At 64.0% G+C, this 26,485-nt stretch carries 16 protein-coding genes and 4 pseudogenes; 1 reads left to right on the top strand and 19 read right to left on the bottom strand.

Annotated elements, in window-relative coordinates; genetic code table 11:
- Positions 1-37: 37 nt before the first annotated feature.
- Positions 38-3,460 carry a molybdopterin-dependent oxidoreductase gene (locus tag HAP54_RS26665; RefSeq protein WP_224741774.1) on the bottom strand — a complete coding sequence of 1,141 codons (3,423 nt, stop codon included), beginning with the start codon at positions 3,458-3,460 and terminating at the stop codon, positions 38-40.
- A 121-nt stretch (positions 3,461-3,581) separates the two neighbouring features.
- Here HAP54_RS26665 and HAP54_RS26660 point away from each other — a divergent pair, with 121 nt between their 5' ends.
- Positions 3,582-4,259: a GntR family transcriptional regulator gene (locus HAP54_RS26660; protein ID WP_166305318.1), complete on the top strand. Its 678-nt coding sequence runs from the start codon at positions 3,582-3,584 to the stop codon at positions 4,257-4,259.
- Between the two features lie 39 nt (positions 4,260-4,298).
- Here HAP54_RS26660 and HAP54_RS26655 read toward each other — a convergent pair whose 3' ends face one another.
- From HAP54_RS26655 to HAP54_RS26570, 18 genes and pseudogenes are all read right to left on the bottom strand, one after another.
- Positions 4,299-5,459 carry an acyl-CoA dehydrogenase family protein gene (locus HAP54_RS26655; RefSeq protein WP_166305315.1) on the bottom strand — a complete coding sequence of 387 codons (1,161 nt, stop codon included), beginning with the start codon at positions 5,457-5,459 and terminating at the stop codon, positions 4,299-4,301.
- A gap of 174 nt (positions 5,460-5,633) precedes the next feature.
- A complete protein-coding gene (locus tag HAP54_RS26650; protein ID WP_166305312.1) occupies positions 5,634-6,401 on the bottom strand; it encodes a crotonase/enoyl-CoA hydratase family protein in 768 nt (255 codons plus the stop codon).
- A 22-nt stretch (positions 6,402-6,423) separates the two neighbouring features.
- The gene (locus tag HAP54_RS26645) at positions 6,424-7,206 is read right to left on the bottom strand and encodes an SDR family NAD(P)-dependent oxidoreductase (protein ID WP_166305309.1); all 783 of its coding nucleotides are present in this window, start codon (positions 7,204-7,206) and stop codon (positions 6,424-6,426) included.
- Between the two features lie 18 nt (positions 7,207-7,224).
- Positions 7,225-8,475, bottom strand: coding sequence for an acetyl-CoA C-acetyltransferase (locus HAP54_RS26640; RefSeq protein ID WP_166305306.1), 1,251 nt, complete (start codon positions 8,473-8,475; stop codon positions 7,225-7,227).
- A 264-nt stretch (positions 8,476-8,739) separates the two neighbouring features.
- A pseudogene (locus HAP54_RS26635) lies at positions 8,740-8,997 on the bottom strand (helix-turn-helix domain-containing protein); the annotation flags it as partial.
- 3 nt (positions 8,998-9,000) lie between these two features.
- On the bottom strand, positions 9,001-9,432 hold the full coding sequence (locus HAP54_RS26630) for a hypothetical protein (protein WP_166305300.1): 432 nt from the start codon (positions 9,430-9,432) through the stop codon (positions 9,001-9,003).
- Positions 9,433-10,170: 738 nt separating this feature from the next.
- Positions 10,171-10,749 (bottom strand): adenylate kinase, encoded by a 579-nt coding sequence (locus tag HAP54_RS26625; protein ID WP_166305297.1) that lies wholly within the window; start codon positions 10,747-10,749, stop codon positions 10,171-10,173.
- A gap of 12 nt (positions 10,750-10,761) precedes the next feature.
- Positions 10,762-11,301: an inorganic diphosphatase gene (ppa, locus tag HAP54_RS26620; protein WP_166305294.1), complete on the bottom strand. Its 540-nt coding sequence runs from the start codon at positions 11,299-11,301 to the stop codon at positions 10,762-10,764.
- Between the two features lie 13 nt (positions 11,302-11,314).
- A complete protein-coding gene (gene acs, locus HAP54_RS26615) occupies positions 11,315-13,276 on the bottom strand; it encodes an acetate--CoA ligase (protein WP_166305291.1) in 1,962 nt (653 codons plus the stop codon).
- Positions 13,276-14,223, bottom strand: coding sequence for an alpha/beta fold hydrolase (locus tag HAP54_RS26610; RefSeq protein ID WP_166305288.1), 948 nt, complete (start codon positions 14,221-14,223; stop codon positions 13,276-13,278). Before HAP54_RS26610 ends, acs begins: the two co-directional genes overlap by 1 nt.
- 97 nt (positions 14,224-14,320) lie before the next feature.
- The gene (locus HAP54_RS26605; protein ID WP_166305285.1) at positions 14,321-16,273 is read right to left on the bottom strand and encodes an acyl CoA:acetate/3-ketoacid CoA transferase; all 1,953 of its coding nucleotides are present in this window, start codon (positions 16,271-16,273) and stop codon (positions 14,321-14,323) included.
- 9 nt (positions 16,274-16,282) lie between these two features.
- Complete coding sequence (gene phaC / locus HAP54_RS26600; protein ID WP_166305282.1) at positions 16,283-17,380, bottom strand: class III poly(R)-hydroxyalkanoic acid synthase subunit PhaC; 1,098 nt, start codon at positions 17,378-17,380, stop codon at positions 16,283-16,285.
- On the bottom strand, positions 17,377-18,045 hold the full coding sequence (locus HAP54_RS26595; protein ID WP_166305279.1) for a poly(R)-hydroxyalkanoic acid synthase subunit PhaE: 669 nt from the start codon (positions 18,043-18,045) through the stop codon (positions 17,377-17,379). The genes phaC and HAP54_RS26595 overlap by 4 nt, the downstream gene beginning before the upstream one ends.
- Entirely contained in the window at positions 18,038-19,231 is a 1,194-nt protein-coding gene (locus HAP54_RS26590; RefSeq protein WP_166308418.1) for an iron-containing alcohol dehydrogenase, read from the bottom strand. The genes HAP54_RS26595 and HAP54_RS26590 overlap by 8 nt, the downstream gene beginning before the upstream one ends.
- A 118-nt stretch (positions 19,232-19,349) precedes the next feature.
- Positions 19,350-20,990, bottom strand: a pseudogene (locus HAP54_RS26585) (acetolactate synthase large subunit).
- Positions 20,991-21,135: 145 nt separating this feature from the next.
- Positions 21,136-22,162: pseudogene (locus HAP54_RS26580) on the bottom strand (isocitrate/isopropylmalate dehydrogenase family protein).
- Positions 22,163-22,212: 50 nt separating this feature from the next.
- A pseudogene (gene acnA / locus HAP54_RS26575) lies at positions 22,213-24,910 on the bottom strand (aconitate hydratase AcnA).
- A 60-nt stretch (positions 24,911-24,970) separates the two neighbouring features.
- On the bottom strand, positions 24,971-26,374 hold the full coding sequence (locus HAP54_RS26570) for a 2-hydroxycarboxylate transporter family protein (RefSeq protein WP_166305276.1): 1,404 nt from the start codon (positions 26,372-26,374) through the stop codon (positions 24,971-24,973).
- Between the last annotated feature and the right edge of the window lie 111 nt (positions 26,375-26,485).

Below are 26,485 nucleotides of genomic sequence, written 5' to 3'. Positions count from 1 at the left end.
CGGTGATGCGGTGACAGCCTTCAGTGTGATTTGGTCATCAAAGCGCGAGCGTGAGGTCGGTCAGAGGGACCGCCTGGCAGGCAAGGCATTGCCCCTCGCTTGCATCGACAGGCCCGAGATGGGTGAACTCGCCATCGACGACCTCGACCGCACAGCTTTCGCATTGCCCGACGCGACAGCCGCTCGGCAACGCGACGCCCGCCGCACTGGCAGCGTCGAGCAGCGTCCCTTGCTCCGGTGCCCACGAAAAGCTCTGCTTGCTGCCGGAAAGCCGGACGGTGCGCGGCGCAAGATTGCGCGGCACCGCGGGCGGCGAAACGAAGCTTTCGGCGAAGATGTCGAAGCGCGGCACGCCGAGCGCCGTCACGGCCGCGATCTGCGCCGCGACGAAATCGGGCGAGCCGCAAATGTAGACCAGCGGCCGGCGCGCCGACAGCGGCCTGACCTGTTCGAGATCAAGCCGGCCCTTGCGCAGCGAATGCGAAACGACCGGGTCCTGCGCGAGCGGTGCGGAATAGAACGTCACCCGTGTCAACTCTGGCGTACTGGCTTCCAGCTCCGCAAGCCGCCGCGCGAACGGATGCTCGCGGCCGCTGCGGCAGCCGTGCAGCAGCAGGATCTCGGCGACACGATCATCTGGCGCCATGTGTTGCAGCGTCTCGAGATGGCTGACGAACGGCGTGATACCGATGCCGGCGGCGAGGAAGACCAGCGGCCGCGGCCCCTTCAATGGCGGCGTGAAGATGCCGCCCGGCGGCTCCAGCAGAACCTCATCTCCGACCGCGAGACCGTGCAGATGATCCGGCATGAAGAACGGCGCATCGCCGCGCCGTGCTTCGTCAAGGAAGCGTCCCTTCACCGCAATCGACAGCGCCTGCGGCAGTTCGCCCGATCCGGTCAGCGAATAGGCCCGCGCCTCCGCCGCGCCCGGCAGCGAGATCATCACGTGCTGGCCCGGCAGGAAGTCGGGCAGCGGGCCGCCGTCAAGCGGCCGCAGGCTGAGCGCGACCACGTTATCGGCCTCGGCCCGACGTTCGCTGACCGTGAAGCGGCGTTGGCCGCTCCACACGCCGCGGCTTGCATCGGCGTCGCGCCTGATATCGCAGACGATCGCGCGCAGCGGGACGGAACCGCTGACGGGATCGCGGGCATCGTCGTGCAGCACCGCGTTGATGTTGCGCGTGCGGTTGCCTGCCGCAGCTGAACGATCGCGGCCGAGCGGCGGACAATCCTCCCACCAACCGAATTCGGCGACAACGACGCGATCGTCGAGCGCCGCAATGAGGCGCACCTTCAGGCGTACGGCACCGCCTTGGGTCTCCACCACGGCCCAGTCGCCTTCTACCAGCCCGCGCTGCCGGGCGAGTTGCGGGCTGATCTCGACGGCCGGATCCGGTGACTTACGCCGCAGCGAGGCCACATGCCGATAGGAGGAGTGGACGAACCAGCCGCTCTTGGCGGTCGAGAGCACCAGCGGAAAGCGCTCATCCGCGGCACTGGTGAGCGGGCTTCCGACCGGCTCGACATGATCGGGCAAGGGATCGTACCCGTGCCCCAGCATCAGCTCCGAGTAAATCTCGACGCGGCGCGTCGGCGTCGCAAACCCCGCCACGGTTCCGTCGTCGCGCGTGACGGCGTATTTTTTATCGCGGAAGAGCTGCGGGAAGCGGCGTCCCTCGGGATGCGCGCGCAGCTCATCGACGCCGACGCCGAGCGGCGCCAATTGGTAGTTCCAGCCGGCCTTGATGTCGCCACCGAAGAACAGCTCTCCCATGCCGAGCTTCAGCGCGAGCGCTGCGGCGATCTCGTAATCGGCCTTCACGGCGCCGACCGGCTCGACCATGCGCGGGCGAAACTGCACGGTCTCGACGGCTTCCTGCGTGATCTCGAACCCGATCTTGAGCGCGTCGCGTTCCCACGGCGTGCTGGCGGGCAGCACGAAATCGGCGCTCTCCGCGGTCGGGTTCATGAACATGTCGATATGAACCTGGAACTCCAGCGCATTCAGCGCCGCACGGTTGCGCTCGGAATGGCCCTGCGAGACGACGAAGTTGGTCCCGAACGCGACCAGCGCGCGCACCCGGTAAGGCTCGCCGTCGAGCACAGCCCGACTGAAGTCGCGCGCCGTGATCCAGCCCTTCGCCGGCGGGCCGAGCGGCAGCTCAGTAATGCCGAGCGCCTTGGCCTGCTGCGCCGGCGACAGGATGTTGTAGTCGTTGAGGGCGCGCGTCGGCGGCGGCACCGGCCAGCGATTGCCGCCGGGCCGATCGCACGCACCGGTCAGCGCGTAGAGCGTTGCGATCGCGCGCTCGATCGCGGTCGCATTGGTGTGCTGGCCGACGCCGGCCCAGGAATGATAGGCAAGCCGCGGCCGGCCCTCGAGCAACGCGTTGAACGCGTCGACATCCTCGGTACGTAGCCAGGTCAATTCCGCCACGCGCGCCGGCGTGTAAGGCGCAACGCGCTCGGCCAGCAATTCGAACGCGGTTGCCGCCGGTATCATCCGGCCGTCGCGCGCACGGATCGATAGCGCGCCACGCAGCCGGCCGCCGCTCTCCGGCGCGTAGCTTGTGTCGCACGGCACCGGCGCGCCCGACGCATCGAGACGAACGAAGGCGTCCGCCATGCCATCTGCCCACAGCGCGTCGGCGCGCAGGAAGCGCCCTGTCGCGCGATCGACCAGCAGCGCTCCATTGGTCCATGCGTTGACGAATTCCGCGTCGAAGCTGGCCGTCGCGATGAGATGACGGATCGCTCCCATCGCGAGCGCGCCGTCGGCGCCCGGGCGAATGCGCAGCCAGAGATCGGCCTGCTGACCCGAGCCATTCGGCTTGGGATCGACCACCACGACCTTGGCACCGCGGCGCCGCGCATCGGCAATCCGCGTCGCCTGGGCGAGCCAGGTGCGGGCGGGATTGTGGCCCCACAGGATGATCGCATCGGCATTGTCGTAATCGGGAAAGCCGATGCCGCGGCCGAAGGTCAGCGCATGCGCGTAGTCCTTGTGCCAACCGCAGATCTCGACCGCATAGATCAGGTTCGGGCTGCCGAAGCCGCGGATGAAGCGCTCGACCCACTCGAAGCTATCGACCATCGGCGTGCCGCTCGGCGTGGTGACGCCGAACGCCACCGCCTCGGCGCCACTTTCGGAGCGGATCGTGCCGAGCCGCGCAGCGATCTCGGTCAACGCCTCGTCCCAGGACACCTCGACCCAGCCCGGATCGGCGGCATCGCGCGGACGGGACCGCTTCAGCGGCACGGTCAGACGGCGCGGGCTGGCGACGATTTCGGGGGCGGCCCGGCCCTTGGCACACAACGCACCGCCGGTAGGGTGGTTATTTAATACCTCTATACCGACGAGACGTCCGTCCTCGACCACGGTGACGGCACCGCAGCGCGAGCGGCAAAGCGTGCAATAGCCGGGCAGACGCTGTTTCACCGCCATCTCAAGATCAGCCACCCTTAGTGGCGCATCCTAGTAACGCGTTACACATTTACGTCATACGCTACCGTCCCCGTCAAGGCTAAGTAATAATCAGGGACGAATCGGAGTTCGGAGCGAGAGGCGGCGACGACCACCCATGGATCAGAATTTGCGAGAACAGGTGCTGCAACGGGTGCGCGCCGAGATCATTTCCGGGCAGAGCCTACCGGGCACGATGTATTCGGTACCGAGTTTGGCGGCGAGCCTCGGCGTCTCCTCGACGCCGGTGCGCGAGGCGCTGCTCGAGCTTAGCCGCGGCGGCCTGGTCGAGCCGATGCGCAACCGCGGCTTCAAGGTCGTGGAGCCGACGCTGACCGAGCTGCGCAATTTGTTCGACATGCGCGAGGTGCTGGAGCTGCACGCCGCGGTGCTGGTCGCCGCCAATCCCCCGCGGGATCTTCCGGCCGTGCGCGGCTGGGCCGACCAGATCGCCAAGGCGGTCGAGACCGACGACGTCCAGCTCTATCTGGAAGCCGACCGCAACTATCATCGTGAGTTCATTGCGGCTGCCGGCAACGAGCTCTTGACCGACATGGTGATGGGCCTGCGCGACAAGATGCGGCTCTACGGCATCAGCTCCCGCGCCGGCCACGAGCGGCAGCTGGCTTCGGTGCCCGAGCACTACCGGTTGATCGAACTCGTGCTCGCCGGCGAGACCGAGGCGTTGCCGACCCTGCTGCGCAGCCACATCCGCTCCTGGGAGCCGATCTTCGTCGATGCGCTGCTGCGCTCGAAGGAGCACGTGCGCGAGCCGCTGCGCCAGGCGCGCGGCTGACGCGGAGCGAGGCAGATAGCCGATCGCGGCGGCGATCGGCTAATCCAGAATGCTCTTGTAGTGCTCCGAGAAGACATCGCGGCCGATGATCAGCCGCATCACTTCGGAGCTTCCCCCCAGGATCCGATTGACGCGCGCGTCGGTGAACATGCGACTGATCGGATATTCATCCATGTAACCTGCGCCGCCGTGCAGCTGTACGCCGAGGTCGAGCATCTTCCACTCGACTTCCGACGACATCATCTTGGCCTTGGCGCCCATATTGCTGGTCAGGAGTCCCGCATTGTGCTCGGCCACGCAGTGATCGACATAGACCTGCACGAGATCGATTTCGGCATCCATCTCCGCCATGCGGAACTGGGTATTTTGCTGTTCCGCAAGAGGCCTGCCGAACAGCTTGCGTTCCATCACGTAAGCGCGCGAGATGTCGAACGCCTTGCGGCCATTGGCGATCGATCCGACTGCGGAGATCAGCCGTTCCTCGGCAAGGCCTTCCATGAGATAGTAGAAGCCCCTGCCGGGCTCGCCCAGCACGTTGGCCTTGGGCACCTTCACATTATGGAAGAAAAGTTCGGCGGTGTCCTGCGCCGGCATGCCCATCTTCTTGAGATTGCGGCCGCGCTCGAAGCCTTCCATGCCCCGCTCGACAATCAGCAGCACCATGGCATGTTTCTTCTCTGCGCCTGCGAGCCTGGCGGCCACGATCACCACGTCGGAATTGATGCCGTTGGAAATATAGGTCTTCGAGCCATTGAGCAGGAAATAATCGCCCTTGTCCTCCGCCGTCGTGCGCATGCCCGCGAGATCTGAGCCCGCGCCGGGCTCAGTCATCGCGATCGCCAGGATCGTCTCACCGCTGACGCATTTGGGCAGGAATCGGTCACGCTGCTCCTCGGTGCCGAAGCGCTTGAAGTAAGGACCGACCAGGCGGCTGTGCAGCGTGTTGTACCAGCCCTTGCAGCCGGAGCGCGCAGTCTCCTCGATGATGATCTGCTCATAGCGGAAATCGGCGTCGCCCATGCCGCCGTATTTTTCCTCAGGCCAGATCATCAGGAAGCCGAGGTCGCCGGCCTTCTTGAACGCGTTGCGGTCGACGATGCCGGCCTCCCGCCACTCCTCCATATGAGGCGCGATCTCGCTGGCGAGGAACTTGCGGTAGGAATCGCGGAAAATGACCTGATCTTCGGTAAAGCTGCGCATCATTCCCCCAATAGAGCGTTTTCGAGCGAAGTGGGCACCGGTTCGCGTGAAGAAAACGCGTCAAAATAAGAAGCTAGCGTTTCAAGCGACGTGAATACCGGCCGGCGCAAAAATTCTGAGCGCCGGTTCTCAGTCAATCAAAACCGGCGCTCCATTGTCGAAACAGTCGACGCCTTACTTGCCCTTCCAGTTCGGCGCGCGCTTTTCCGCAAAGGCCGCCGCGCCCTCACGGGCATCCTCGGAGACGAAGACAGGACCGGCGATCTCCTGTTGCTTCTTCCACATCTGGTCTTCCGGCCAGAGCCGGGATTCGACGATCACCTGCTTGGATGCCTTCACCGCGAGCGGGCCGTTGGCGCCGATCGCTGCCGCAAGCTCAAGCGCGGCGTCGAGCGCGGGGCCATCGGTCACGCGGTTGATGATGCCTAGTTCGTAGGCGCGCTCGGCGCCGAAGAACTCGCCCGTCAGTGCGAACTCCATCGCCACGCGAATGGGCATCTGGCGCGGCATGCGGATCAACCCCCCCGCCGCGGCGGCCAGCCCACGCTTCACCTCGGGGATTCCGAACTTGGCGTTGCGGTTGGCGACGATCATGTCGCACGACAGCGCGATCTCCATCCCGCCGGCGAGTGCGTAGCCGTCGACGGCCGCAATCAGCGGCTTCTTCGGCGGCGCCTCGGTGAGGCCGGCGAAGCCGCGGCCGGGGATCGACGGCCGCTCGCCTTTCAGGAACCCCTTGAGGTCCATGCCCGAGCAGAACGTGCCGCCGGCGCCGGTGATGATGCCGACGCCAAGGGCATCGTCGGCGTCGAGCCGGTCGATCGCCGCGGCCACGCCCTTGGAGAGGGCGAGGTTGGCCGCGTTCTTGGCTTCCGGCCGGTTCAGGGTGATGATCAGTATCGGTCCGCGGACTTCAGTGAGGACCGGCGTTTCTTCGGACATCGCTTTCGTCTCCTGTAGTCACCTAGCGCGGGGCCATACGGATGGCGCCATCGAGGCGGACGTCTTCACCGTTGAAGTAGCCGTTGGTGATCATGGTCAGCGCCAGCTGCGCATACTCCTCCGGCATGCCGAGACGCTTCGGGAACGGCACCGACGCGCTGAGCGCGGCCTTGACGTTCTCCGGGGCGCCCTGCAGCAGCGGCGTGTTGAAGATGCCCGGCAGGATCGTGTTGACGCGGATTCCCTCGGCCATCAGGTCACGCGCGATCGGCAGCGTCATGCCGACGACGCCGGCCTTCGAGGCCGAATAGGCGGCCTGCCCCATCTGGCCGTCCTCGGCCGCGACGGACGCCGTATTGACGACCGCGCCGCGCTCGCCGTGCTCCAGCGGCGTTAGCGACAGCATGCCCTGCGCCGACTTGGCGATGCAGCGGAAGGTGCCGACGAGGTTGATCTGGATGATGCGGTTGAAGGCGTCGATCGGGAAGTGAGTGGGTTCGCCGGTCTTCTTGTCCCGGCCGGCGGTCTTCACCGCGTTGCCGGTGCCGGCGCAGTTCACCAGGATGCGCTCCTGGCCGTGTGCCGCGCGGGCCTTGGCGAAGCCTGCGTCGACCTGCTCGTCGGAGGTGACATCGACCTTACAGAACACACCGCCGATTTCCCTGGCGATGGCTTCACCCTTCTCCTCGTTGAAGTCGAAGATCGCGACTTTCACGCCTTGCGCGGCGAGCGCCCGCGAGGTGGCTGCGCCGAGGCCGGAAGCGCCGCCGGTGACAACGGCGGCGACCGATGAATCGAGTTTCATGGCAGGTTCCTTTCGCGATCAGATGCGTTCGATGATGATGGCCGGTGCCATGCCGCCGGCGGCACACATGGTGACGAGACCGTAACGTCCGCCGCTGCGCTCGAGTTCGTCGAGCGCCGTGCCGATCAGGATCGATCCGGTCGCGCCGATCGGATGGCCAAGCGCAATCGAGCCGCCATTGATGTTGACCTTCTCGCGATCCAGCTTGAGGTCGCGAATGAATTTCTCGGCGACGACCGCGAAGGCCTCGTTGATCTCCCAGACGTCGATGTCGTCCTTGCTCAGGCCGGCCTTGGCGAGAACCTTCTTGGCCGCCGGAACCGGCGCGTTGAGCATCAGCGTCGGGTCGTCACCCTGATTGGCGTAGGCCACGATGCGGTCGCGCGGCTTGAGGCCGTGCTTCTCGGCATATTCCTTCGAGGTGATCAGCACCGCGGCGGCGCCGTCCACCACGCCGGAGCTGTTGCCGGCATGATGCACGCCCTTCCAGTCGAGGTCCGGATAGCGGCGCTGGATCTGGTTCTTGAATGTCACGCCGTTGCCGAGATCGAAATCGGCAAGCTGCTCGAAGCTGGGCTTCAGCGACGCCAGTCCTTCGGCAGTGGTCTCGGGACGCGGAAATTCTTCGCGATTGAGCGCGACGCTGCCGTCGTCGTTGAGGACGGGGATCACCGACTTGGCGAAGCGGCCTTCATCGATCGCCCGCTTGGCACGCTGCTGACTGACCAGTGCCAGGGCATCGCAGGCCTCGCGGCTGATTCCCTCACGCGTGGCGATGGCGTCGCCGCAGACGCCCTGGTGGGACTGCGGGTGAACGGCGTCAAGCGCCGGGTTGCCTGAACCCATCATCCGCGCCGGCTGTCCGGCCTTGGAGCGCTCGGCTGCGAGGGTCTGCTGATAGCTCATCATCTCGGTGCCACCGGCGATGACGCAATCCTCCATTCCCGACATCACCGAAGCTGCCGCGAGGTTCACCGACGTGATGCCGCCGCCGCAGAAGCGATCCAGCGTCGTGCCGCTGGCGTTGATGTCGTAGCCGGCCGCGAGCGCCGACATGCGTCCGAGATCGCCGCCCTGCTTGCCTTCCTGGGTCGACGTCGACCAGATGATGTCGTCGACGGTCGACGTATCGAGCTTGTTGCGCTCCTTGAGCGCGCCGAGCACTGTTGCTGCCAGTTGCTGCGGGTGCAGGTGCGACAGCGCTCCCTTGCCCGGCTTGCCGATGCCCCGCGGCGTGCGGACCGCGTCGATGATGTATGCTTCAGACATGCGTTTCCCCTTCGTTTCAGATGTTTCGTGACTGTGAGCTCGCGGCGATGGTCCCGATCATTCTGCCTCGGAACAAGCCGAGCGTCAGCGGTAAGGTGGCGTCACCGCAAGCGGCTCGGCAACCGCGTTGCGCTCGTCCTCGAAGTACCCGAAGCGCGAGCCGATCCCTCGCCGCACGGATGCTTGTGCCTCATGGAGTTCCCGCTCTTCGGCAAAGGCCGGCTCGTTGCAACTCGCTGCGAGCAACGGGGCGCCGGCCGTGTTGGCGTCGGGAGCCAGGGCATATTTCTGCTCGTGCGGCAGGTAGATCAGTTGGCCGATCTGGGTGAGGGTCAATGTGAGACGAGAGACCGTCGATCGCGGAAGCCCACAGCGATCGGCGATCTCGCGATTGCCGAGGCGCATGCTTCGACCCTCGAAGCAGCGCACGATGTCGAATGCGCGCGATACCACCTGTATCACACGTCTGTTGTCCGTGCCGGCCGTCTCTTGCGCCATCAGTACTTCAGATCGACGTCCCATCGTTTACGCCTCAATCCTCGTTTTCATACGGGTGAACAAAGCCCACGCTGGTTCGAGCAGAAGGCCCGATCCGAGATGTCCCTGCCGGGCGCGCAACGTGGCGCGGCCCGCGCGCGAGCGGACAAGCGTGCAGGATCTGACGGCAAGGATCGGCGGACGCCGCGTCGGTGTCCCAGCGGTGCTGGTCGGCTTGTTCCGGGATCGACGGTTTGACGTGGTGGCCGGCTGCTTCGGCATTCGGCGGAATGCCGGTCGTGTTGATTGTACCGACGCCGTGCCGCGCAGGTTCGGCAAGGAATGCGGCCTGCCAGACAACACCGTCCCGGCCTGTTCGAGGCCGGTCTGCACGGAACCCGTGAGCGCGTGGTTTTCCAGCCGGGTGAAGCCGCCACCGAGCGGGGCAAGCAGCTTCGGATATCTTTGGCTGGCCAGCATCAGGCGGATTCTTTCCCTAGGGTTTCCGCCTTAATTAATTGATTAATTAGTTTATTGGCCGAGTGATTAAGATGGGCCGGCCTTCCTGTCAACTATCCTTCGGCGCGCGCCTGCCCCTCGCCCAACGCCTTACACATCGCTCCAGCCGCTCGCGGCCGGCTTTGTCAGAGCCGTGACCGGAGCGCCCGGCGCGACTTTCTTCAGACTGAGGCCGACGCTGAACGTTGATGACGCAAAACGTCGGCGAGAGTCCGCCCGCAACCGCGGGCATGCTACGACGCATGATGCAAAGACGATCGCGGAATGAGGCGGCGCCGCAGAGCTGGCTCGGGAAAGGTGCGTACCGGCGTGCGACCCAGAGCATCATTCCCGATCGGAAGCGGGGTTCAGGTCCGACCCGTTGCTCAAATTTGGTCTAGCCTCCCGCCAAACAACGGAGGTCGTAGGAAACCTTAAGAAACGTCGACATCTGCGCGTGCCAACGTCCCGCTCGCGCCCTGATCGTAGGAATGTCGGAGGCTCAAGTCGATGGAAGGCTTAGCAACCTGGGCCAATAACTCGCTGCGGATCGACGGTCCCTCGGAGAATGACTTTCGTCGTTTCCGCAACCGGCGGAATGACTTATCTGCCAAAAGCAACCCGCAATCTGCAAAAGCAACCCGACCCAGCGTCTCGGACGAGCGAAAGGCTGACCGGCGATATCTCCTCCAATTGGTCGCTTGATGTTGCTCGATCCTTTCACTCGATCGCTTCGATCAGAGCCGCTGTTACGCAGTCGATCGGCTGTGATGCGTCAACGCTCCTGAGTAGTCCCTTCGCGGAATAGTAGTGAGTAAGTGGGCTCGTTTGGTTTGTATAAGCCGCTAGACGTACGCTGAGCGCTTCCTCGTTGTCGTCCGCCCGCACTGCTTCACCGCTGGCGCGAGCCTGGATGGCACGTCCTAAGATCCGGTCGAGCAACTTCGCTTCATTGACTCTGAGTTCGAGGACGCAATTGAGCTCGTGTCCGTCGGCGACCAGAAGCCCGTCAAGAATTTCGGCCTGCGACACGGTGCGCGGAAACCCGTCGAGGATGAAGCCTCTCGCCGCATCGGGCTGCGCGACCCGCTCGATGATCACCCTCGCCACCAGGTCGTCGGGAACGAGTTCGCCCCGCTTCATGATATCCGCCGCTTTCATCCCGACCGTCGTTCCCGCCGACGCGGCCGACCGAAGCATGTCGCCGGTCGACAGCTGCGGAATCGCGAGAATCTGGGACAATCTGAATGCCTGCGTACCCTTCCCGGCGCCCGGCGGTCCCAAAAGCACAAGTCTCATATCGCTTCTCCGTCAACCAGGCTTGCGCACGGCGGCGCGGCCTATCGCGGTTTCAATCAGCGTGCGCGCCTCGTCGGCATGTCCCCATCCTGCGAGTCGCACCCACTTGCCGGGTTCGAGATCCTTGTAATGAAGGAAAAAGTGCTCGATCTGCTTCCAGGTGATCTCGGGCAGGTCTGTGTAGGTCTGCACATGTTGATAGCGCTGGGTCAGCCGTGACGACGGCACCGCGATGATCTTCTCATCGCCGCCACCGTCATCCTCCATCTTCAGAACGCCGATCGGCCGCACGTTGATGACGGCGCCCGCAATGATCGGGCGTGTATTGGCGACCAGCACATCGATCGGATCACCGTCGTCGGACAGCGTCCGCGGCACGAAGCCGTAATTTCCGGGATAGCGCATCGGCGTGTACAGGAAGCGATCGACAAAGAGCGTGCCGGACGCCTTGTCCATCTCGTATTTGATCGGTTCGCCGCCGAGCGGCACCTCGATGACGACATTGACGTCGTCGGGTGGCGTGTGGCCGATTGCAATCGCATCGATGTTCATGGGATGCTCACGCCTATCGCTTGTTCTGCCGGTTCTGCACGAGGTCGTCGACCACGGCGGGATCGGCCAGCGTCGAGGTGTCGCCGAGGCTCGACGGCTCGTCCTCGGCGATCTTGCGCAGGATACGGCGCATGATCTTGCCGGAGCGCGTCTTCGGCAGGCCGGGCGCGAACTGGATCAGATCCGGCGAGGCGATCGGGCCGATGTCCTTGCGGACCCAGGCGACCAGCTCCTTGCGCAGCGCCTCGGTCGGCTCGGTGCCCTTCATCAGCGTGACATAGGCGTAGATGCCCTGGCCCTTGATGTCGTGCGGATAGCCGACCACGGCGGCTTCCGACACCGCCTCATGCGCGACCAGCGAGCTCTCGACTTCGGCGGTGCCCATGCGGTGGCCGGAGACGTTGATGACGTCGTCGACGCGGCCGGTGATCCAGTAATAGCCGTCGGCGTCGCGCCGGCAGCCGTCACCGGTGAAGTACTTGTTCTTGTAGGTCGAGAAGTAGGTCTGCTCGAACCGCGCATGATCGCCATAGACCGTGCGCATCTGGCCGGGCCATGACTTGGTCAGGCAGAGATTGCCCGAGGTCTCGCCTTCCAGAGTCTTGCCGTCGGCGTCGACGATCTCCGGCACCACGCCGAAGAACGGCCGCGTCGCCGATCCCGGCTTCAGCTTGGTGGCGCCGGGTAGCGGCGTGATCAAAATGCCGCCGGTCTCGGTCTGCCACCAGGTGTCGACGATCGGGCAGCGCTCGTCGCCGACCACGCGGTAGTACCACTCCCAGGCTTCCGGATTGATCGGCTCGCCGACCGAGCCGAGCAGGCGCAGCGATTGGCGCGAGGTCTTCTTCACCGGCTCGTCGCCGCCCTGCATCAGCGCGCGGATCGCGGTCGGCGCGGTGTAGAAGATGTTGACCTTGTGCTTGTCGACCACGTTCCAGAACCGCGAATTGTCCGGATAGTTCGGCACGCCTTCGAACATCAGCGTGGTCGCGCCGTTGGCGAGCGGTCCATAGAGGATGTAGCTGTGACCGGTGACCCAGCCGACGTCGGCGGTGCACCAGTAGATGTCGCCGTCGTGATAGTCGAACACGTATTGATGCGTCATCGAGGCGAACACCAGATAGCCGCCGGAAGTGTGCAGCACGCCCTTCGGCGTGCCGGTCGAGCCCGAGGTGTAGAGGATGAACAGCGGGTCCTCGGCATGCATGTGCTCGGCCGGGCATTCCGTCGTCACCATCTCGGCGGCCTCGTGATACCAGAGGTCGCGGGTCGGGTTCATGTCGATCGCACCGCCGGTGCGCTTCACCACCACGACCCAGTCGACGCCGCCGGTCTTGGCGATCGCGGCATCGACATTGGCCTTCAGCGGCACTTTCTTGCCGCCGCGCAGGCCTTCGTCGGCGGTGATGACGACCTTGGAATCGCAGTCCTTGATGCGCTGGGCGAGGCTGTCAGGCGAGAAGCCGCCGAACACCACCGAATGGATGGCGCCGATCCGCGCGCAGGCCAGCATGGCATAGGCGGCTTCCGGAATCATCGGCAGATAGATCGTGACGCGGTCGCCCTTCTTGACGTTCCGGGTGCGCAGGATGTTGGCCATCTTGCAGACTTCGTCGTGCAGCTGGCGGTAGGTGATGTGCCTGGATTCGGAGGGATCGTCGCCCTCCCAGATGATCGCGGTCTGGTCGCCGCGCTTCTCGAGATGCCGGTCGATGCAATTCCAGGCGACGTTCAGCACGCCATCCTCGAACCATTTGATCGAGATGTTGCCGGGCGCGAAGGAGACGTTCTCGACCTTGCTGAAGGGCTTGATCCAGTCGATCCGCTTGCCGTGCTCGGCCCAGAAGCCGTTGGGGTCCTTGACCGAGTGCGCGTACATCTCGCGATATTTGGCGTCGTTGACGTAGGCGCGCTTGGCCCAATCGGCCGACACCGGATGAACCTGCTCTGCGGACTTGTCCAAACTCGTCGTCATCAACCAACCTCCGAGAAATCACGTGGCGGGGCCTTTAGGAAATCCGTTACGACCTTGATCTGGTCCGGCGTCACCAGCGGCGGCACATGGCCACGATCATCGAACCGGAAAATATCGGCGCGCCGATTCCGGCGTCTCATCTCATTCGTCAGATCGATCGACAGCAGGTCTGATTTGGCACCGTGCAGCACCAACATCGGCACCTTGATTGCTTCCCAGTACTTCCAGAGATCGAGTGGTGCGTAGAACCAGGGCGTTTTGAACGCCTTGGCGATCGCCGGATCGCAGAGCACCGCGTAACGCCCGTTGGCTTCTTCCCAGCGCAGACTGTGGATCGCAAGATGCCGCCAATGCTCGTCGGCGAGATAGCCATAGGGCGCGAGCACGGTACGAAAATATCTCTCGCCGTCCTCGATGGTCGAGAACGATGCCGGCATGTCCGCGATGTAACCGCCGATCCGCCGCAACCCGGTCGCGGACACGAACGGGCCGATATCATTGATCACGAGCTTGCGGACAATGCTTCCGGAAAAGCCGGCCATCACGATCCCGATCAAGCCACCGAGCGATGTTCCGACCCAATCGACCTCCCTCACGCCGAGGCGTGCGACCAGCGCATTCATATCGGAGCAATATTGCGGCAGCGAATAGTCGTCGGGATTGCTGATCCGCCCGCTTCGGCCGCGACCCGGCAAATCGGGACAGATCACCCGCCGGCCGCTCGCCGCGAGATCAGCGGCGAGATGGTCAAAATCCCGCGCCTGCCGCGTCACGCCGTGGACACAGATCACTGGCCTGATATCGTCGACTGGCCCCCAATCGACGTACGCAATCTCGTGAAGGCCCGACGGCGAAAGGCCAAGCAGCCGATCCGCGCGATCCGGCTGCGGGCCTTCGGACGTCCCGCCCGAAGCCTCCCCTGTCACCTCATATTCTCCGTCAAACATCCCGTCTCTCCCGACAAGCGACGGCGGAAAAGCTCGCCATGCGCGGCGCCGCCCATCCGCAAGCAAGCCCCCCTCAATGACGACCCATCATCACGATCTATCTGCCCGATGCATCGCCGCCTGCCTGAAAATGCGCGAAGCGCTGGGCTTCCGCCTGCGTCTCGAAGATGTGCGGCGCGACGTGGCGCTCGGCGAGCCCCTCCCCGAGCTTCATCCGCATGAACGCACTCGTGGTGTAGCGGGACGCCGAACTGTAGTAGCGCTTCTCGAGATAGGCGATCATCGAGAAATAGGTGTCGCTGACCTGCGGCTCGAGATGGAAGCCATCGTAGTTGGCGATCAGCGCAACCGGTTTCCCGACCACCCGGCAGGCGTTCTCGACCTCGCGCCGGACCAGATCGACGTCTTCGACGGTGCGGACCTCAAACCCTTCGAAATTGACGAACAGGGCATTGCGTTCTGCATCGTAGCTGATGCGATCGGCGAGGTTGCGGCCGAGCAGCATATGGTCCAGCCCCATCGGCTGGTTGCGGAAGATCCGCGCGTCCATCGGACGCACGTTGCGGATCAGCGGCTTGAAATCCATCTGGCCGAGGATGTCGCGTTCGATATCGATGCCCGGCGCCACCTCGATCAGTTCGAGCCCTGCAGGCGTCCGCTGCAGAACGCAACGCTCGGTGACGTAAAACACCGACTGGCCGGTTTCAGCCGCGTAGTCGCCACTGAAGGTGATCTGCTCGACCTCGGCAATGAATTTCCGCATCGTGCCTTCGCGCAGGATGTGGAGCGCTTCGTCCTCGACCGCGAGCTTGAGCCCGCCGCTGGTGAAGGTGCCGGCAAAGACGATCTTCTTGGCGCTCTGGGATATGTTGATGAAGCCACCCGCGCCGGCCAGCCGCGACGAGAACCGGCTGACATTGACGTTGCCAGCGCTATCGACCTGCGCCATGCCGAGGCAGGCGAGATCGAGCCCGCCACCGTCATAGAAATCGAACTGCTGGTTCTGGTGGATGACGGCGTCCGGGTTGAGCGCGGTGCCAAAATTGAGGCCGCCCTGCGGCATGCCGCCGATGACGCCGGGCTCCGCCGTCAGCGTCAGGTACTTCAGCACGTGCTCCTCGGCGGCGACCGCCGCAACGCCTTCCGACATGCCGATGCCGAGATTGACGACGCCGCCCGGCGGCAGCTCGAACGCACAGCGGCGCGCGATGATCTTGCGCTCGTCGAGCTCGAGCGGCCGGACGCGATCCATCGGCACCCGCTGGCGGCCGGAGAAGGCGTGGCTGTAGGTGGTGCCGTAGGTCTGCGGATGGTTCTCGGGATCGGCGACCACGACGCAGTCGACCAGAATCCCTGGAATCTGGACCTCGCGCGGATTGAGTGAATTGCCGGCGGCGATGCGTTCGACCTGCACGATGACAAACCCACGCGAATTCTTGGCCGCCATCGCCATTGCGAGATTGTCGAGCGTCAGCGCCTCGCGCTCCATCGTGATGTTGCCGGCGGGATCGGCGGTGGTCCCCCGCAGGATTGCGACGTTGATCGGGAACGCCTTGTAGCGCAGCCATTCCTCGCCATCGATGGTCATCAGCTCGACCAGGTCCTCGGTGGTCTTCTCGTTGAGCTTGCCGCCTTCGAGCCGCGGATCGACAAAGGTGCGTAGCCCGACCTTCGAGATCGTGCCGGGACCACGCGCAGCAATGCTGCGGTAGAGGTGCGAGATGCAGCCGAGCGGCAGATTGTAGGCTTCGATACGGTTGGCGAGTGCCAGTTCGCCGAGCTTCGGCACCAGCGCCCAATTCCCTCCGACAACCCGCTTGACCAGGCCATCATGCGCGAGCCGGTTCAAGCCACGCTCCCGGGAATCGCCCGGGGCCGCGGCAAACAGCAGCGTCAGGTCGGCGGGATGACGCGTCTCCCGATAACGCTTCTCCAATGCGATCAAGAGCTCGTCGGGCGTGCCGACGCCGACGAAACCGGACGTGCAGACCGTGTCGCGATCCCGGATGATCGCAACGGCCTCGTCAGCGGATACGATCTTGTCCTTCATGGATGCGCCTCAATCCCTGGCCGCCAGCCATTCCGCGATGCCCTTGCTCAGCCGTCCCTGCGACTTGCTCGATACGAACAGCCCGACGTGGCCGCCCGGCAGGGGGATTTCCGTGTAGTCCTTGGTACCGATCAACGGACCGAGTGCCTTCGAACAGGTCGGCGGAATGATGTGGTCGTCGAGCGCGAAGACGTTCAGCGTGGGCGCCGAGATCACGCGAAGATCGACTTTGCGGCCGGACAGCGTGAAGGTTCCGTTCACGAGCCGGTTCTCCTGATAGAGATCCTTCAGCCACTGCTTGGCCGCTTCGCCGGGATGGGCCGGTCGGTCGGCGAGCCACTTCTCCATCCGAAGGAAATTCATCAACTTGGCTTTGTCGTCGATGACCTCGATCAGGTCGATATTGTACTTGGTCAGCGAGCGCATCGGCGTCATCAGCGAGAAGACCGAGCTCATGAATTCGCCGGGGAGTCCGCCGTAGGTATCCACCAGCCGATCGATATCGGCGCTGTCGAGGCTTCGGGTCCAGAGATTGAGGAAGCCGTGATGGGTGTCGGGATCGTCACGATCGGCGTGAAAGTCGATCGGCGTGATGGTCAGGACCAGACCCTTGACCTTGTCCGGGTGAAGCGCCGCATAGCAGGTCGTGAACACGCCGCCTTCGCAGATGCCGAGCAGCGTGATCCGGTCATGCCCGGTCTCGCGACAGACACGCTCCACCGCGGCGTGGATATAGTCGTCGACGTAATCGTCGATCGTCAGCCAGCGTTCGGTGCGGTTGGGCTGCCCCCAATCCACCAGCCAGAGATCCAGTCCCTGCGACAGCAGGCTGCGGACCAGCGAGCGGTCCTCCTGCAGGTCGGCCATGGTGTAGCGGCCGATCAGGCCGTAAGCCAGCAGCACCGGCGTCTTGACCCGCTGCTCGGCCAGCGGCTCATAGCGAAACAGCTCGACTTTGTCGCGACGCATCACCAGCTTCTTCGGGGTCGCTCCGACATCGACGTCCTGATCCCTGATGTTCGACAGCAGCTTGCCGGCCTTGAGCAGCTTGTCCGTCATCTCGGCGAACCCGCCGGCCGCACCCTTGTCTGGCGTCTGGCTGCTCATGCTTCACCTCGTGCTGCGCCGGATGCGCCGATCCGGCGTTCCAAGGCGCGCATTTCGCGCCTGAGCTCGGTGAGCTGGCGGGTGACGTCGTCGAAATCGCGCTGGGTCGGAAGCCCCAGCACGGATGCGATGGTGTCAGCGATATCAGATTGCCGGGCACGAAATTCGGTCGCCGCCTGCAACAGCTGTTTTTGCGCGACCAGGAAGTCCTCGGTGCGCTGGTTGGCGATCAGTTCTTCGTTGGCAAGCTTGTTCCAGGCGCCCAATTGCTCACGCCAGCCCGCAGTCGCATCGGCGCCGCCCTCTTGCCGCCCGCGCGCGGTGTACTGTTCAGCCGCGCGCATCCAGGGCCGCGAGGCAACAGCATGGTATGCCGCAAGCTTGCTCTGCAGCTCACCCCAGGCGGCCGCAACGCCGGCGAGCTTACGGTCGAAATCCAGAACGTCGGCGAGCCGCGGCCCGTTGGCCATCCGCTCGATGGCCTCGGCCAGATCGTTGCCTGCCCCGAAGCCAAACCCGCTCTCGGCGACACGCTTCATGATGAAGGACAGCATCGAGTTCGACCAGCTTTCGCTGATCCCACCGGTGCCGGCCATCGCACGCCAGGATTCCATCCACTGCGCGGCGATCGGCCCGAACGGGTTGACGTCGCCCTTGTCAGCCATGGGGGGCCTGCACGGAGCGATTGCTGCCGTCATCGAAAGCGGCGCTGTAGATCGCATAGGCGTCGTCCAAGGTCAGCTCGCGGGGATTGTTGACCAGGAGACGCGTCTGCTTCATCGCATCCTCGGCGAGCTTCTTCAGATCATCGCGGCCAATACCGACCGCCGACAACGACGCCGGAACCTGACAATCACGGCCGATCGACGCCATCTCGTCGATGAAGGCCCGCGCCCGTTCCGCCTGGCTGGTCGCGTGCAGGCCAGGCCTGACGAGCTCGGCGAGCTCCGCATAGAGCGCCTCCGCCGCCGGCAGATTGAACTCGAGCACGTGGCGCAGGACGAGCGCGTTCGACAGCCCGTGCGGAACATGGAAGATTGCGCCGATCGGATAGGCCAGCGCGTGGACGGCCGCGACTGGCGCGTTGGCGAAGGCCATACCGGCGAGCATCGATCCCAGCAGCATCTGCGAGCGCGCCGCCAGGTCGGCGCCGTTCTGGCAAGCGCGGCGTATGTTGGCCGACAGCAGCCCAAGCGCCTGCCGCGCAAGCTGGTCGGACATCGGGTTCTTCCTGACCTTGCTGGTATAGGCCTCGATCGCATGCACCATGGCGTCGATGCCGGTTGCAGCGGTGACCGGCGCCGGGAGGCCCAGCGTCAGTTCAGGATCGAGGATCGCCCAATCCGGGATCAGCGCGGGTGAGACCACGCCTTTCTTTTCGGTGGTCGGGGTGGTGACGATCGCAATCGGCGTCACTTCCGATCCGGTACCGGCTGTGGTTGGCGCCAGCAGAAGCGGCAGGCGCTTTCCTTTGGCTAGCCCAACGCCATAGATGTCATCGAGGCGATCCGGCGTTTTCGCGAGATAAGCGACGAGCTTGGCGGTATCCAGCGCGCTGCCACCGCCGATCGACAGCACAAGCTCGATGTCGTTGGCCTGAGAGGCCGCCACCGCGGCCTCCACGACATGCGACGGCGGATCGGCGACAACATCATCGAAAACGCTGACCTCGATGCCGGCAGCCGCCAGCGAGGCCTCGGCCCCCCGCGTCAAGCCTGCCCCGCGCACGCCCTTGTCGGTCACCAGCATCACGCGCCGCGCGCCGTAGCCAGCAACCAGCTCGTCGATCTTCCGCGAGGCGCCGGGCTCAAACAGGATGTTCGACGGTGCCTGGAAAGTGAATCTTCCGATCATGTTCCCGATCCTTGTGTCTCGCCGCGCGGCTTACGCTCTCGACCCACGGATGAATCGCCGGCACGCGCGGCGCCGGCCAGCCATTGCCGGCACGACCTGCAATATCGCTCTCTCGTCAGGACGGCCTGACATCGAGCTTGCGGCCATGGAGCTCATCGACCAGCACGCGGGTGTTTTCTGAGTAATCGATCGCCACATCGACGAGGTGGACGCCGCCGCCTTGAAGGCGGCCTCCAGTGTCGGCACCAACCCGTCGACCGAGGTGACGCGGGAACCCTTGGCACCGTAGGACTCGGCATAGCGGACGAAGTCGGGATTGCCGAACGTGAGGCCGAAATCCGGGAATGCGTCGACCGCCTGCTTCCAGCGGATCATGCCGTAGGCGCCGTCGTTGAGGATCAGCACCACCAAATTGAGCTTGAGGCGGACCGCGGTCTCCAGCTCCTGGCTGTTCATCATAAAACCGCCGTCACCGCAGATCGCCATCACCCGACGATCTGGATACAGCTTCGCCGCCATCATGGCCGACGGCAGGCCAGCCCCCATGGTGGCAAGCGCGTTGTCGAGCAGCAGCGTATTGGCCACATAGGTCCGGTAGTTGCGCGCGAACCAGATCTTGTACATGCCGTTGTCGAGCGCGACGATGCCGTTCTCGGGGATCACCTGCCGGATGTCGTGGACCAGCCGCTGCGGCGTCACCGGCCAGCGGCTTTCGGTGGCGCGATCCGCGATGCGGCCAAGGATGCTCTCGCGCAGCGGCAGCATTCGGCAGCCTGCCCTCCACCCGGTCAGCGAGCAGCTCAAGGCTCGGTCCGACGTCGCCGACCACCTCGGCGTCCGGGAAATAGACCTGCTCCACCGTGGCCGGCGTATAGCTGACATGGATCACCTGGGGTCCGTGCGGTCCCATGATGAAGGGCGGCTTCTCTACGGTGTCGTGACCGATGGCGATGATCAGGTCGGCCTGGTCGATCGCATCATGCACATAGTCACGCTCGGACAACGCGGTTGTTCCCATGTACTGGCTGGTGCCGCCGGGCACCGTCCCCTTGCCCATCTGCGTCGTGAAGAACGGGATGCCGGTGCGCCGCACGAAACCAGCGATACCGAATGTCGATCGCGGTCGGCTTGCCGCCGCACCCAGCATGATCAACGGCCGCTTTGCGGCCAGAATGATCTCAGCCGCGCGATCGAGCGCAGCGCGGTGCGCGACCGGAATATCGATCGGGTGGATCGGCACCATCGGGACCGGTTGGACCTCGTCTCCGGCAATGTCTTCAGGGAGCTCGAGAAGCACCGGTCCTGGCCGCTCCTCCATCGCAACACGGAATGCATCGCGGACCAGCGTCGGAATGCTCGCAGCGCTGACAATCTGCCGTGACATCTTGGTGAGCGGCTTCATCGACGCGATCACGTCTACGATCTGGAAGCGCGCCTGGCGGCTGCTCATGATCGCTTTTTGCCCTGTCAGCATCAGCATCGGCATGGCGCCGAGATGCGCATAGGCCGCCCCAGTCGAGAAATTGAGCGCGCCGGGGCCGAGCGTCGCGATGCACACGCCCGGACGGCCGGTGAGCCGGCCATGAGTCGCCGCCATGAACGCCGCAGCCTGCTCGTGCCGGGTCAGCACCAGCTCGATCTTCGAGTTCCTCAGCGACTCCACAACATCGAGATTTTCCTCGCCCGGCACCCCGAAGATGCAGTCGACGCCTTCATGCTCCAATGCAGCGACCAACAGGTCAGAGCCTTTTGTCATTCATCCACTCCCTGCTGTCGATCGATCCGCCACGGCGAGATGCCAGCGCTCGAGCGACGGTTTCGTCCATTGCAAAAGGCGGCCCTGCGTCGTGCAGGTGCCGCGAACAGCCGCACGGGCCACGCGTTCGCACAGCCCAGGTGGTTCATGCCGCGAGGCGCTTGATAACAGCATTGGCAAAATCGGCGGTCGACACCTTGCCACCAAGGTCAGCCGTCCGCACGTTGTCGATCTGCAAGGTCTGCTCGATGGCGGTTCGCAACCTGGTTGCCTGATCGTCCCTGTTGACATGTTTGAGCATCAAGCCCGCAGCCAGCAGCAGCGCCAGCGGATTGGCGATACCCTTGCCCGCAATGTCCGGAGCCGAGCCGTGCACTGCTTCGAAGATCGCGGCCTTTTCACCGATATTGGCGCCAGGTGCCATACCGAGTCCGCCGACGAGGCCAGACATCTGGTCGGACAGGATGTCGCCGAACAGATTGGTGGTGACGATGACGTCGAACTGCCAGGGATTCATCACGAGCTGCATGGCGCAGGCGTCGACGATGCGGTCGTCCATCGCGACGCGCCCCTCGTACTCCTTGGCGATCTCGCGGCCGGCCTGCAGGAACAGCCCGGTCAGCGCCTTCAGCACGTTCGCCTTGTGCACCACGGTGACCTTCTTGCGCCCGTGAGCCAGCGCATATTCGAATGCAAAGCGGACGATCCGTCGCGCTTCCGCGTGCGTGTTGACGCCGGAAGAGATCGCAACCGCATGTGGGTCATCGCCAACGGCGATGAAATGCTCGAACGCTACATAGAGACCTTCGATGTTCTCGCGGACCAGAACGAGGTCGATATCCTCGTAGCGACCGCCTGGCACCATGGTCTTCACCGGCCGCAGATTGGCGTAGAGCTCGAACTCTTCGCGTAATCGAACGTTTACCGAGCGAAAGCCGCCACCAACAGGCGTCGTCAGTGGTCCCTTTAGCGCGAGCTTGGTGCGGCGGATGCTGTCGATCAATGCCCCCCGGCAAGGGATCGCCGGCGCTTTGGATACCGGCCATGCCACCCTGCTGCACGTCCCATTCGAACGGCGAGCCCATTGCATCGAGAATGCGCGTCACCGCTTCCGTGATCTCTGGACCAATCCCGTCACCGGGTATCAACGTCGCTGGAATTTTGCCTGACATCTTTGTTTCCTCAGAGTTATCGAGGTGCGTTCGATCGGATCAGCGGCTTATCACGCCGCAAGCTGGCGCAGCACGTAAGGCAGGATGCCTGCCGTGCTTGTAGTAGTTGAGCTCGTCCAGCGTATCGATGCGGCAGGTGACCGGCACCCGCTGCACTGAACCGTCGACCGTCGTGACGTCGACCGTCATGCGCTGGCCGGGCGCGATGTCGGAGAGTCCTGTGATCGAGACCTGTTCGCTGCCGGTCAGGCCGAGGCTCTTCCAGGAGGCACCCTCGTCCAGCACGAACGGCAGGATGCCCATCCCCACCAGGTTGGAGCGATGGATGCGTTCAAAGCTCTGCGCAATCACGACGCGGACACCGAGCAGCTTGGTGCCCTTCGCGGCCCAGTCACGCGACGAGCCATTGCCGTATTCGACGCCAGCGAACACGACGAGCGGAACGTTCTCGCGCTGGTAGCGCATCGCAGCATCGAAGATCGACATCCGCTCGCCGGACGGCTGATGCACGGCCCAGCCGCCCTCGGGCGTGTTGCCGCCCTCGTCCTTGACGGAGAAATTCCTGATGCGGATATTGGCAAAGGTGCCGCGCACCATCACTTCGTGATTGCCGCGCCGCGTCCCGTACTGATTAAAATCCTCCTGCCGCACCTGGCGGCCGCGCAGGAATTCGCCAGCCGGCGATGACGCCTTGATCGAGCCGGCCGGAGAGATATGGTCGGTCGTGATCTTGTCACCGAACAGGCCAAGGATCCGCGCGCCGACGATGTCACCGGTCGGCACCGGGGTCATCGCAATGCTCTCGAAATAGGGTGGGTTCTGCACATAAGTCGACGACATGTTCCAGCGGTAGGTCATGCCGGTGGCGACCTTGACGGCCTTCCAGTTGGCATCCCCCTCGAAGACGTCGGCATATTTGCTCACGAACATCTCGCGGGTGACATTCTCGCGAATGAACTGCTCGATCTCGGCATTTGAGGGCCAAATGTCCTTCAGATAAACCAGCGTACCGTCCGATCCCGTCCCTAGGGGCTCGGTCGCGAGATCGATCTGCATTGAGCCTGCCAGCGCATAGGCGACCACGAGCGGCGGCGATGCCAAATAGTTCGCCTGCACGTCAGGCGAGACGCGCCCTTCGAAATTGCGGTTGCCGGACAGCACCGCGGCGCCGATCACGCCGTTGTCGTTGATCGACTTCGATATCTCGCGCGGCAGCGGGCCGGAATTACCGATGCAGGTGGTACAGCCGAAGCCGACAAGATAGAAGCCGAGGGCGTCGAGATCCTTTTGCAGCCCGGACTTTTCGAGATACTCGGCCACGACCTGCGAACCCGGCGCGAGCGAGGTCTTGACCCAGGGTTTTGCGGTGAGACCCCTCCGCGCCGCGTTTCGTGCCAGGAGACCGGCACCGATCAGGACCGACGGATTTGACGTATTGGTGCAGGATGTGATCGCCGCGATGACGACGTGACCGTGGCCAAGCTTGAAATCCTTGTCTTCGACGCCAAATTGCTTCGCCGCCTGCCCCTGCTTGCCATACTCGCTCTCGAGCGCCGCAAGGAAATTGGCCTTGGCGACGCTGAGGCCGACCCGACCCTCTGGACGCTTCGGACCGGCGAGGGACGGCACGACATCGTCGAGATTCAATTCAAGCGTATCGGTGAAGACGGGATCCGGCATGCCCGGCGTCCGGAACAGGCCCTGCGCCTTGGCATAGGCTTCGACCAGCGCGATGCGGTCGCTGGAGCGGCCTGAGAGCTCGAGATAGTTCAGCGTCTCCCGGTCGACCGGGAAAAAGCCGCAAGTCGCGCCATATTCCGGCGCCATGTTGCTGATGGTGGCACGGTCGGCGAGCGTCATATGGTCGAGGCCTGGCCCGAAGAACTCGACGAACTTTCCAACCACCCCCTTCTTGCGCAGCATCTGGGTCACGGTGAGGACGAGATCGGTTGCGACCACGCCCTCGCGGAGCTTGCCCGACAGCTTGAAGCCGATCACCTGCGGCACCAGCATCGACAGCGGCTGGCCAAGCATCGCCGCCTCGGCCTCGATGCCGCCGACCCCCCAGCCAAGCACAGCGAGGCCATTGGCCATGGTGGTGTGGCTGTCGGTGCCAACCAGCGTATCAGGATAGGCGATGGTCTCGCCGCCCCGTTCCATGGTCCAGACCGTCTGCGCCAGATATTCGAGGTTGACTTGATGACAGATGCCGGTGCCGGGCGGCACCACGCGGAAATTGGCGAAGGCGCCTTGCCCCCATTTTAGGAAATTGTAGCGTTCGCCGTTCTGCTCATATTCCCGGGTGACGTTGTCCTGCAACGCATGCGCATTGCCAAAGTGATCGACCACGACTGAATGATCGATCACGAGCTCAACCGGCACGAGCGGATTGATCCGTGACGGATCGCCGCCGAGCCTCTCCATGCCGTCGCGCATCGCGGCAAGATCGACGACGGCGGGCACGCCGGTGAAATCCTGCATCAAGACCCGTGCGGGGCGAAAGCCGATCTCGGCGCCGGCCGATCCACGATCCTCGGTCCATCGCACCAGCGCCTCGATGTTGGCGCGCGTGACCGAGCCGCCGTCCTCGAACCGCAGCAGGTTCTCGAGCAGCACCTTCAGCGAGAACGGCAAGCGCGACATGCTCGCGAGGCCGTTCTTTTCGGCGTCAGGCAAGGAAAAATAGGTGTAGGTCTGGCCGCCGACGGTCAACGTCTTCCGGCATTTGAAGCTGTCAAGACTGTTCATGGGTCAACCAACCTTTCACGCAGACGACTTCGACGAGAGCCGCTTGATGCGGCGCACGAGTTATTTCAGGTAGCCCATGATAAGCAGGACCACCGTGACGGTAACCGCGCCGCCGATCCGGGTGGCGATCTGGGCAAACGGCATCAGCTGCATGCGGTTGGCTGCGGTCAGAATGGCGACGTCGCCGGTGCCGCCCTGCCCGCTGTGACAAGCATTCACGATCGCCGTTTCGATCGGATACAAGTTCATGAACTTGCCGACCGCAAATCCGGTCGCCATGATCGTAACCACGGTCGACACGATGGTGACGATATTGGCGAAATGAAACGCCGCGACCAACTTGTCCCATGGCGTCAACGCGACACCGATCGCAAACAGCAGCGGATAGGTCATGTTGGTCCGTACGAACTCGTAGACCACCAGTCCGCCGCGCTGCAGCTCCGGCGACACCGCACGGGTCAGCTTGGCCAGCACCGCCAGGAACAGCATCGCGACCGGCGCCGGCAGGCCGAACAGATGATGACAGAGCACGCCGAGCAGATAGAGCATGATCGCGGTCAGGCCCGCCGCAGCGATCGTGCTCACGCCAACATGGCCGACACCCTGCTCGGTGCCGCCCTCCTCGTGCACCGCCTGCACATCGATGTCATCGTCGTGATGCGGCTGGAGGCGGCCCTCACCGGTGAGACTCGGGTATTTCTTGCCGACGAAATTGAGCGTGCCGGCGAGCAGGATGGCCGTCAGGCTCCCCAGCATGACCGGCGGAAGGACCTGCGCAAAGACCTCGCCCTGCGGTATGCCCGTCAACGCCGCATATCCGATCGACAGCGGAATTGCGCCCTCGCCAACCCCGCCTGCCATGATGGGCACGACCACGTAGAAGAATGTGTGCGAGGCGCCAAGTCCGAGTGCCGTCCCAACTGCGGTCCCGACAGCTGCGGCCGCGACGGAGCCGACCGCGAGCGGCACGAAGATCTTCAGAAAGCCACGGATCAAGACCTCACGGTCCATCGCAAAGATGCTGCCGACGATGATCGACGCGATGAATAGGTAAAGGAAGTTGGTCGACTTGGTGAAGTCGATGATGGATTTTTCGACCTGCGCCGGGATCAGGTGATAGAAGGCCAGCGCCGACGGGATGAAGGTGGCGAAGATCGCACCAGCGCCGATGCTACGCAGCACCGGGATCCGCTTGCCGATCTCGGCGCAGGTGAAGCCGCCGAGCACCAGCACCACGATCATCGTCGGCCCGTCCGGCTTGATCTCACCGGTGTAGACCAATGCGGCAACGAGAACGATGAGCAAGGCATAGATCGGAACCGGCACTATTCCGATCCGGATATCGGTCAGGCGCCACCATCCCTCAGGCCAGAAACGGTGCACAGGGTCCGCCGAACTCTCGGCGACCGACCGCACTGTGCTCTCATGGTGCGAAGCAATTCCGCCTGCGTCCTGCGAGGCCATGTCCGCTCTCCTCCCGGTATTTTTGCCAGATATCGACGGACCCCCGCCACGCAGGGGATGAATGTCGTTCCGGTCGTGTTATCGGGCGGCAGCATAAGTCGGCCAACCTGT

Origin of the sequence: Bradyrhizobium sp. 2S1 (genome assembly GCF_011516625.5) — a bacterium.
GTDB lineage: Bacteria > Pseudomonadota > Alphaproteobacteria > Rhizobiales > Xanthobacteraceae > Bradyrhizobium > Bradyrhizobium septentrionale.
The sequence above is the reverse complement of the archived record's forward strand: the minus strand, read 5'-3'. Positions and strand labels throughout refer to the sequence as shown.

Excerpts from the sequence above, each read along its gene's own strand:
- HAP54_RS26660 (WP_166305318.1), top strand. The coding sequence starts at position 3,582 with ATGGATCAGAATTTGCGAGAACAGGTGCTGCAACGGGTGCGCGCCGAG.
- HAP54_RS26655 (WP_166305315.1), bottom strand. The coding sequence starts at position 5,459 with ATGCGCAGCTTTACCGAAGATCAGGTCATTTTCCGCGATTCCTACCGC.
- HAP54_RS26650 (WP_166305312.1), bottom strand. The coding sequence starts at position 6,401 with ATGTCCGAAGAAACGCCGGTCCTCACTGAAGTCCGCGGACCGATACTG.
- HAP54_RS26645 (WP_166305309.1), bottom strand. The coding sequence starts at position 7,206 with ATGAAACTCGATTCATCGGTCGCCGCCGTTGTCACCGGCGGCGCTTCC.
- HAP54_RS26640 (WP_166305306.1), bottom strand. The coding sequence starts at position 8,475 with ATGTCTGAAGCATACATCATCGACGCGGTCCGCACGCCGCGGGGCATC.
- HAP54_RS26630 (WP_166305300.1), bottom strand. The coding sequence starts at position 9,432 with ATGCTGGCCAGCCAAAGATATCCGAAGCTGCTTGCCCCGCTCGGTGGC.
- HAP54_RS26625 (WP_166305297.1), bottom strand. The coding sequence starts at position 10,749 with ATGAGACTTGTGCTTTTGGGACCGCCGGGCGCCGGGAAGGGTACGCAG.
- ppa (WP_166305294.1), bottom strand. The coding sequence starts at position 11,301 with ATGAACATCGATGCGATTGCAATCGGCCACACGCCACCCGACGACGTC.
- acs (WP_166305291.1), bottom strand. The coding sequence starts at position 13,276 with ATGACGACGAGTTTGGACAAGTCCGCAGAGCAGGTTCATCCGGTGTCG.
- HAP54_RS26610 (WP_166305288.1), bottom strand. The coding sequence starts at position 14,223 with ATGTTTGACGGAGAATATGAGGTGACAGGGGAGGCTTCGGGCGGGACG.
- HAP54_RS26605 (WP_166305285.1), bottom strand. The coding sequence starts at position 16,273 with ATGAAGGACAAGATCGTATCCGCTGACGAGGCCGTTGCGATCATCCGG.
- phaC (WP_166305282.1), bottom strand. The coding sequence starts at position 17,380 with ATGAGCAGCCAGACGCCAGACAAGGGTGCGGCCGGCGGGTTCGCCGAG.
- HAP54_RS26595 (WP_166305279.1), bottom strand. The coding sequence starts at position 18,045 with ATGGCTGACAAGGGCGACGTCAACCCGTTCGGGCCGATCGCCGCGCAG.
- HAP54_RS26570 (WP_166305276.1), bottom strand. The coding sequence starts at position 26,374 with ATGGCCTCGCAGGACGCAGGCGGAATTGCTTCGCACCATGAGAGCACA.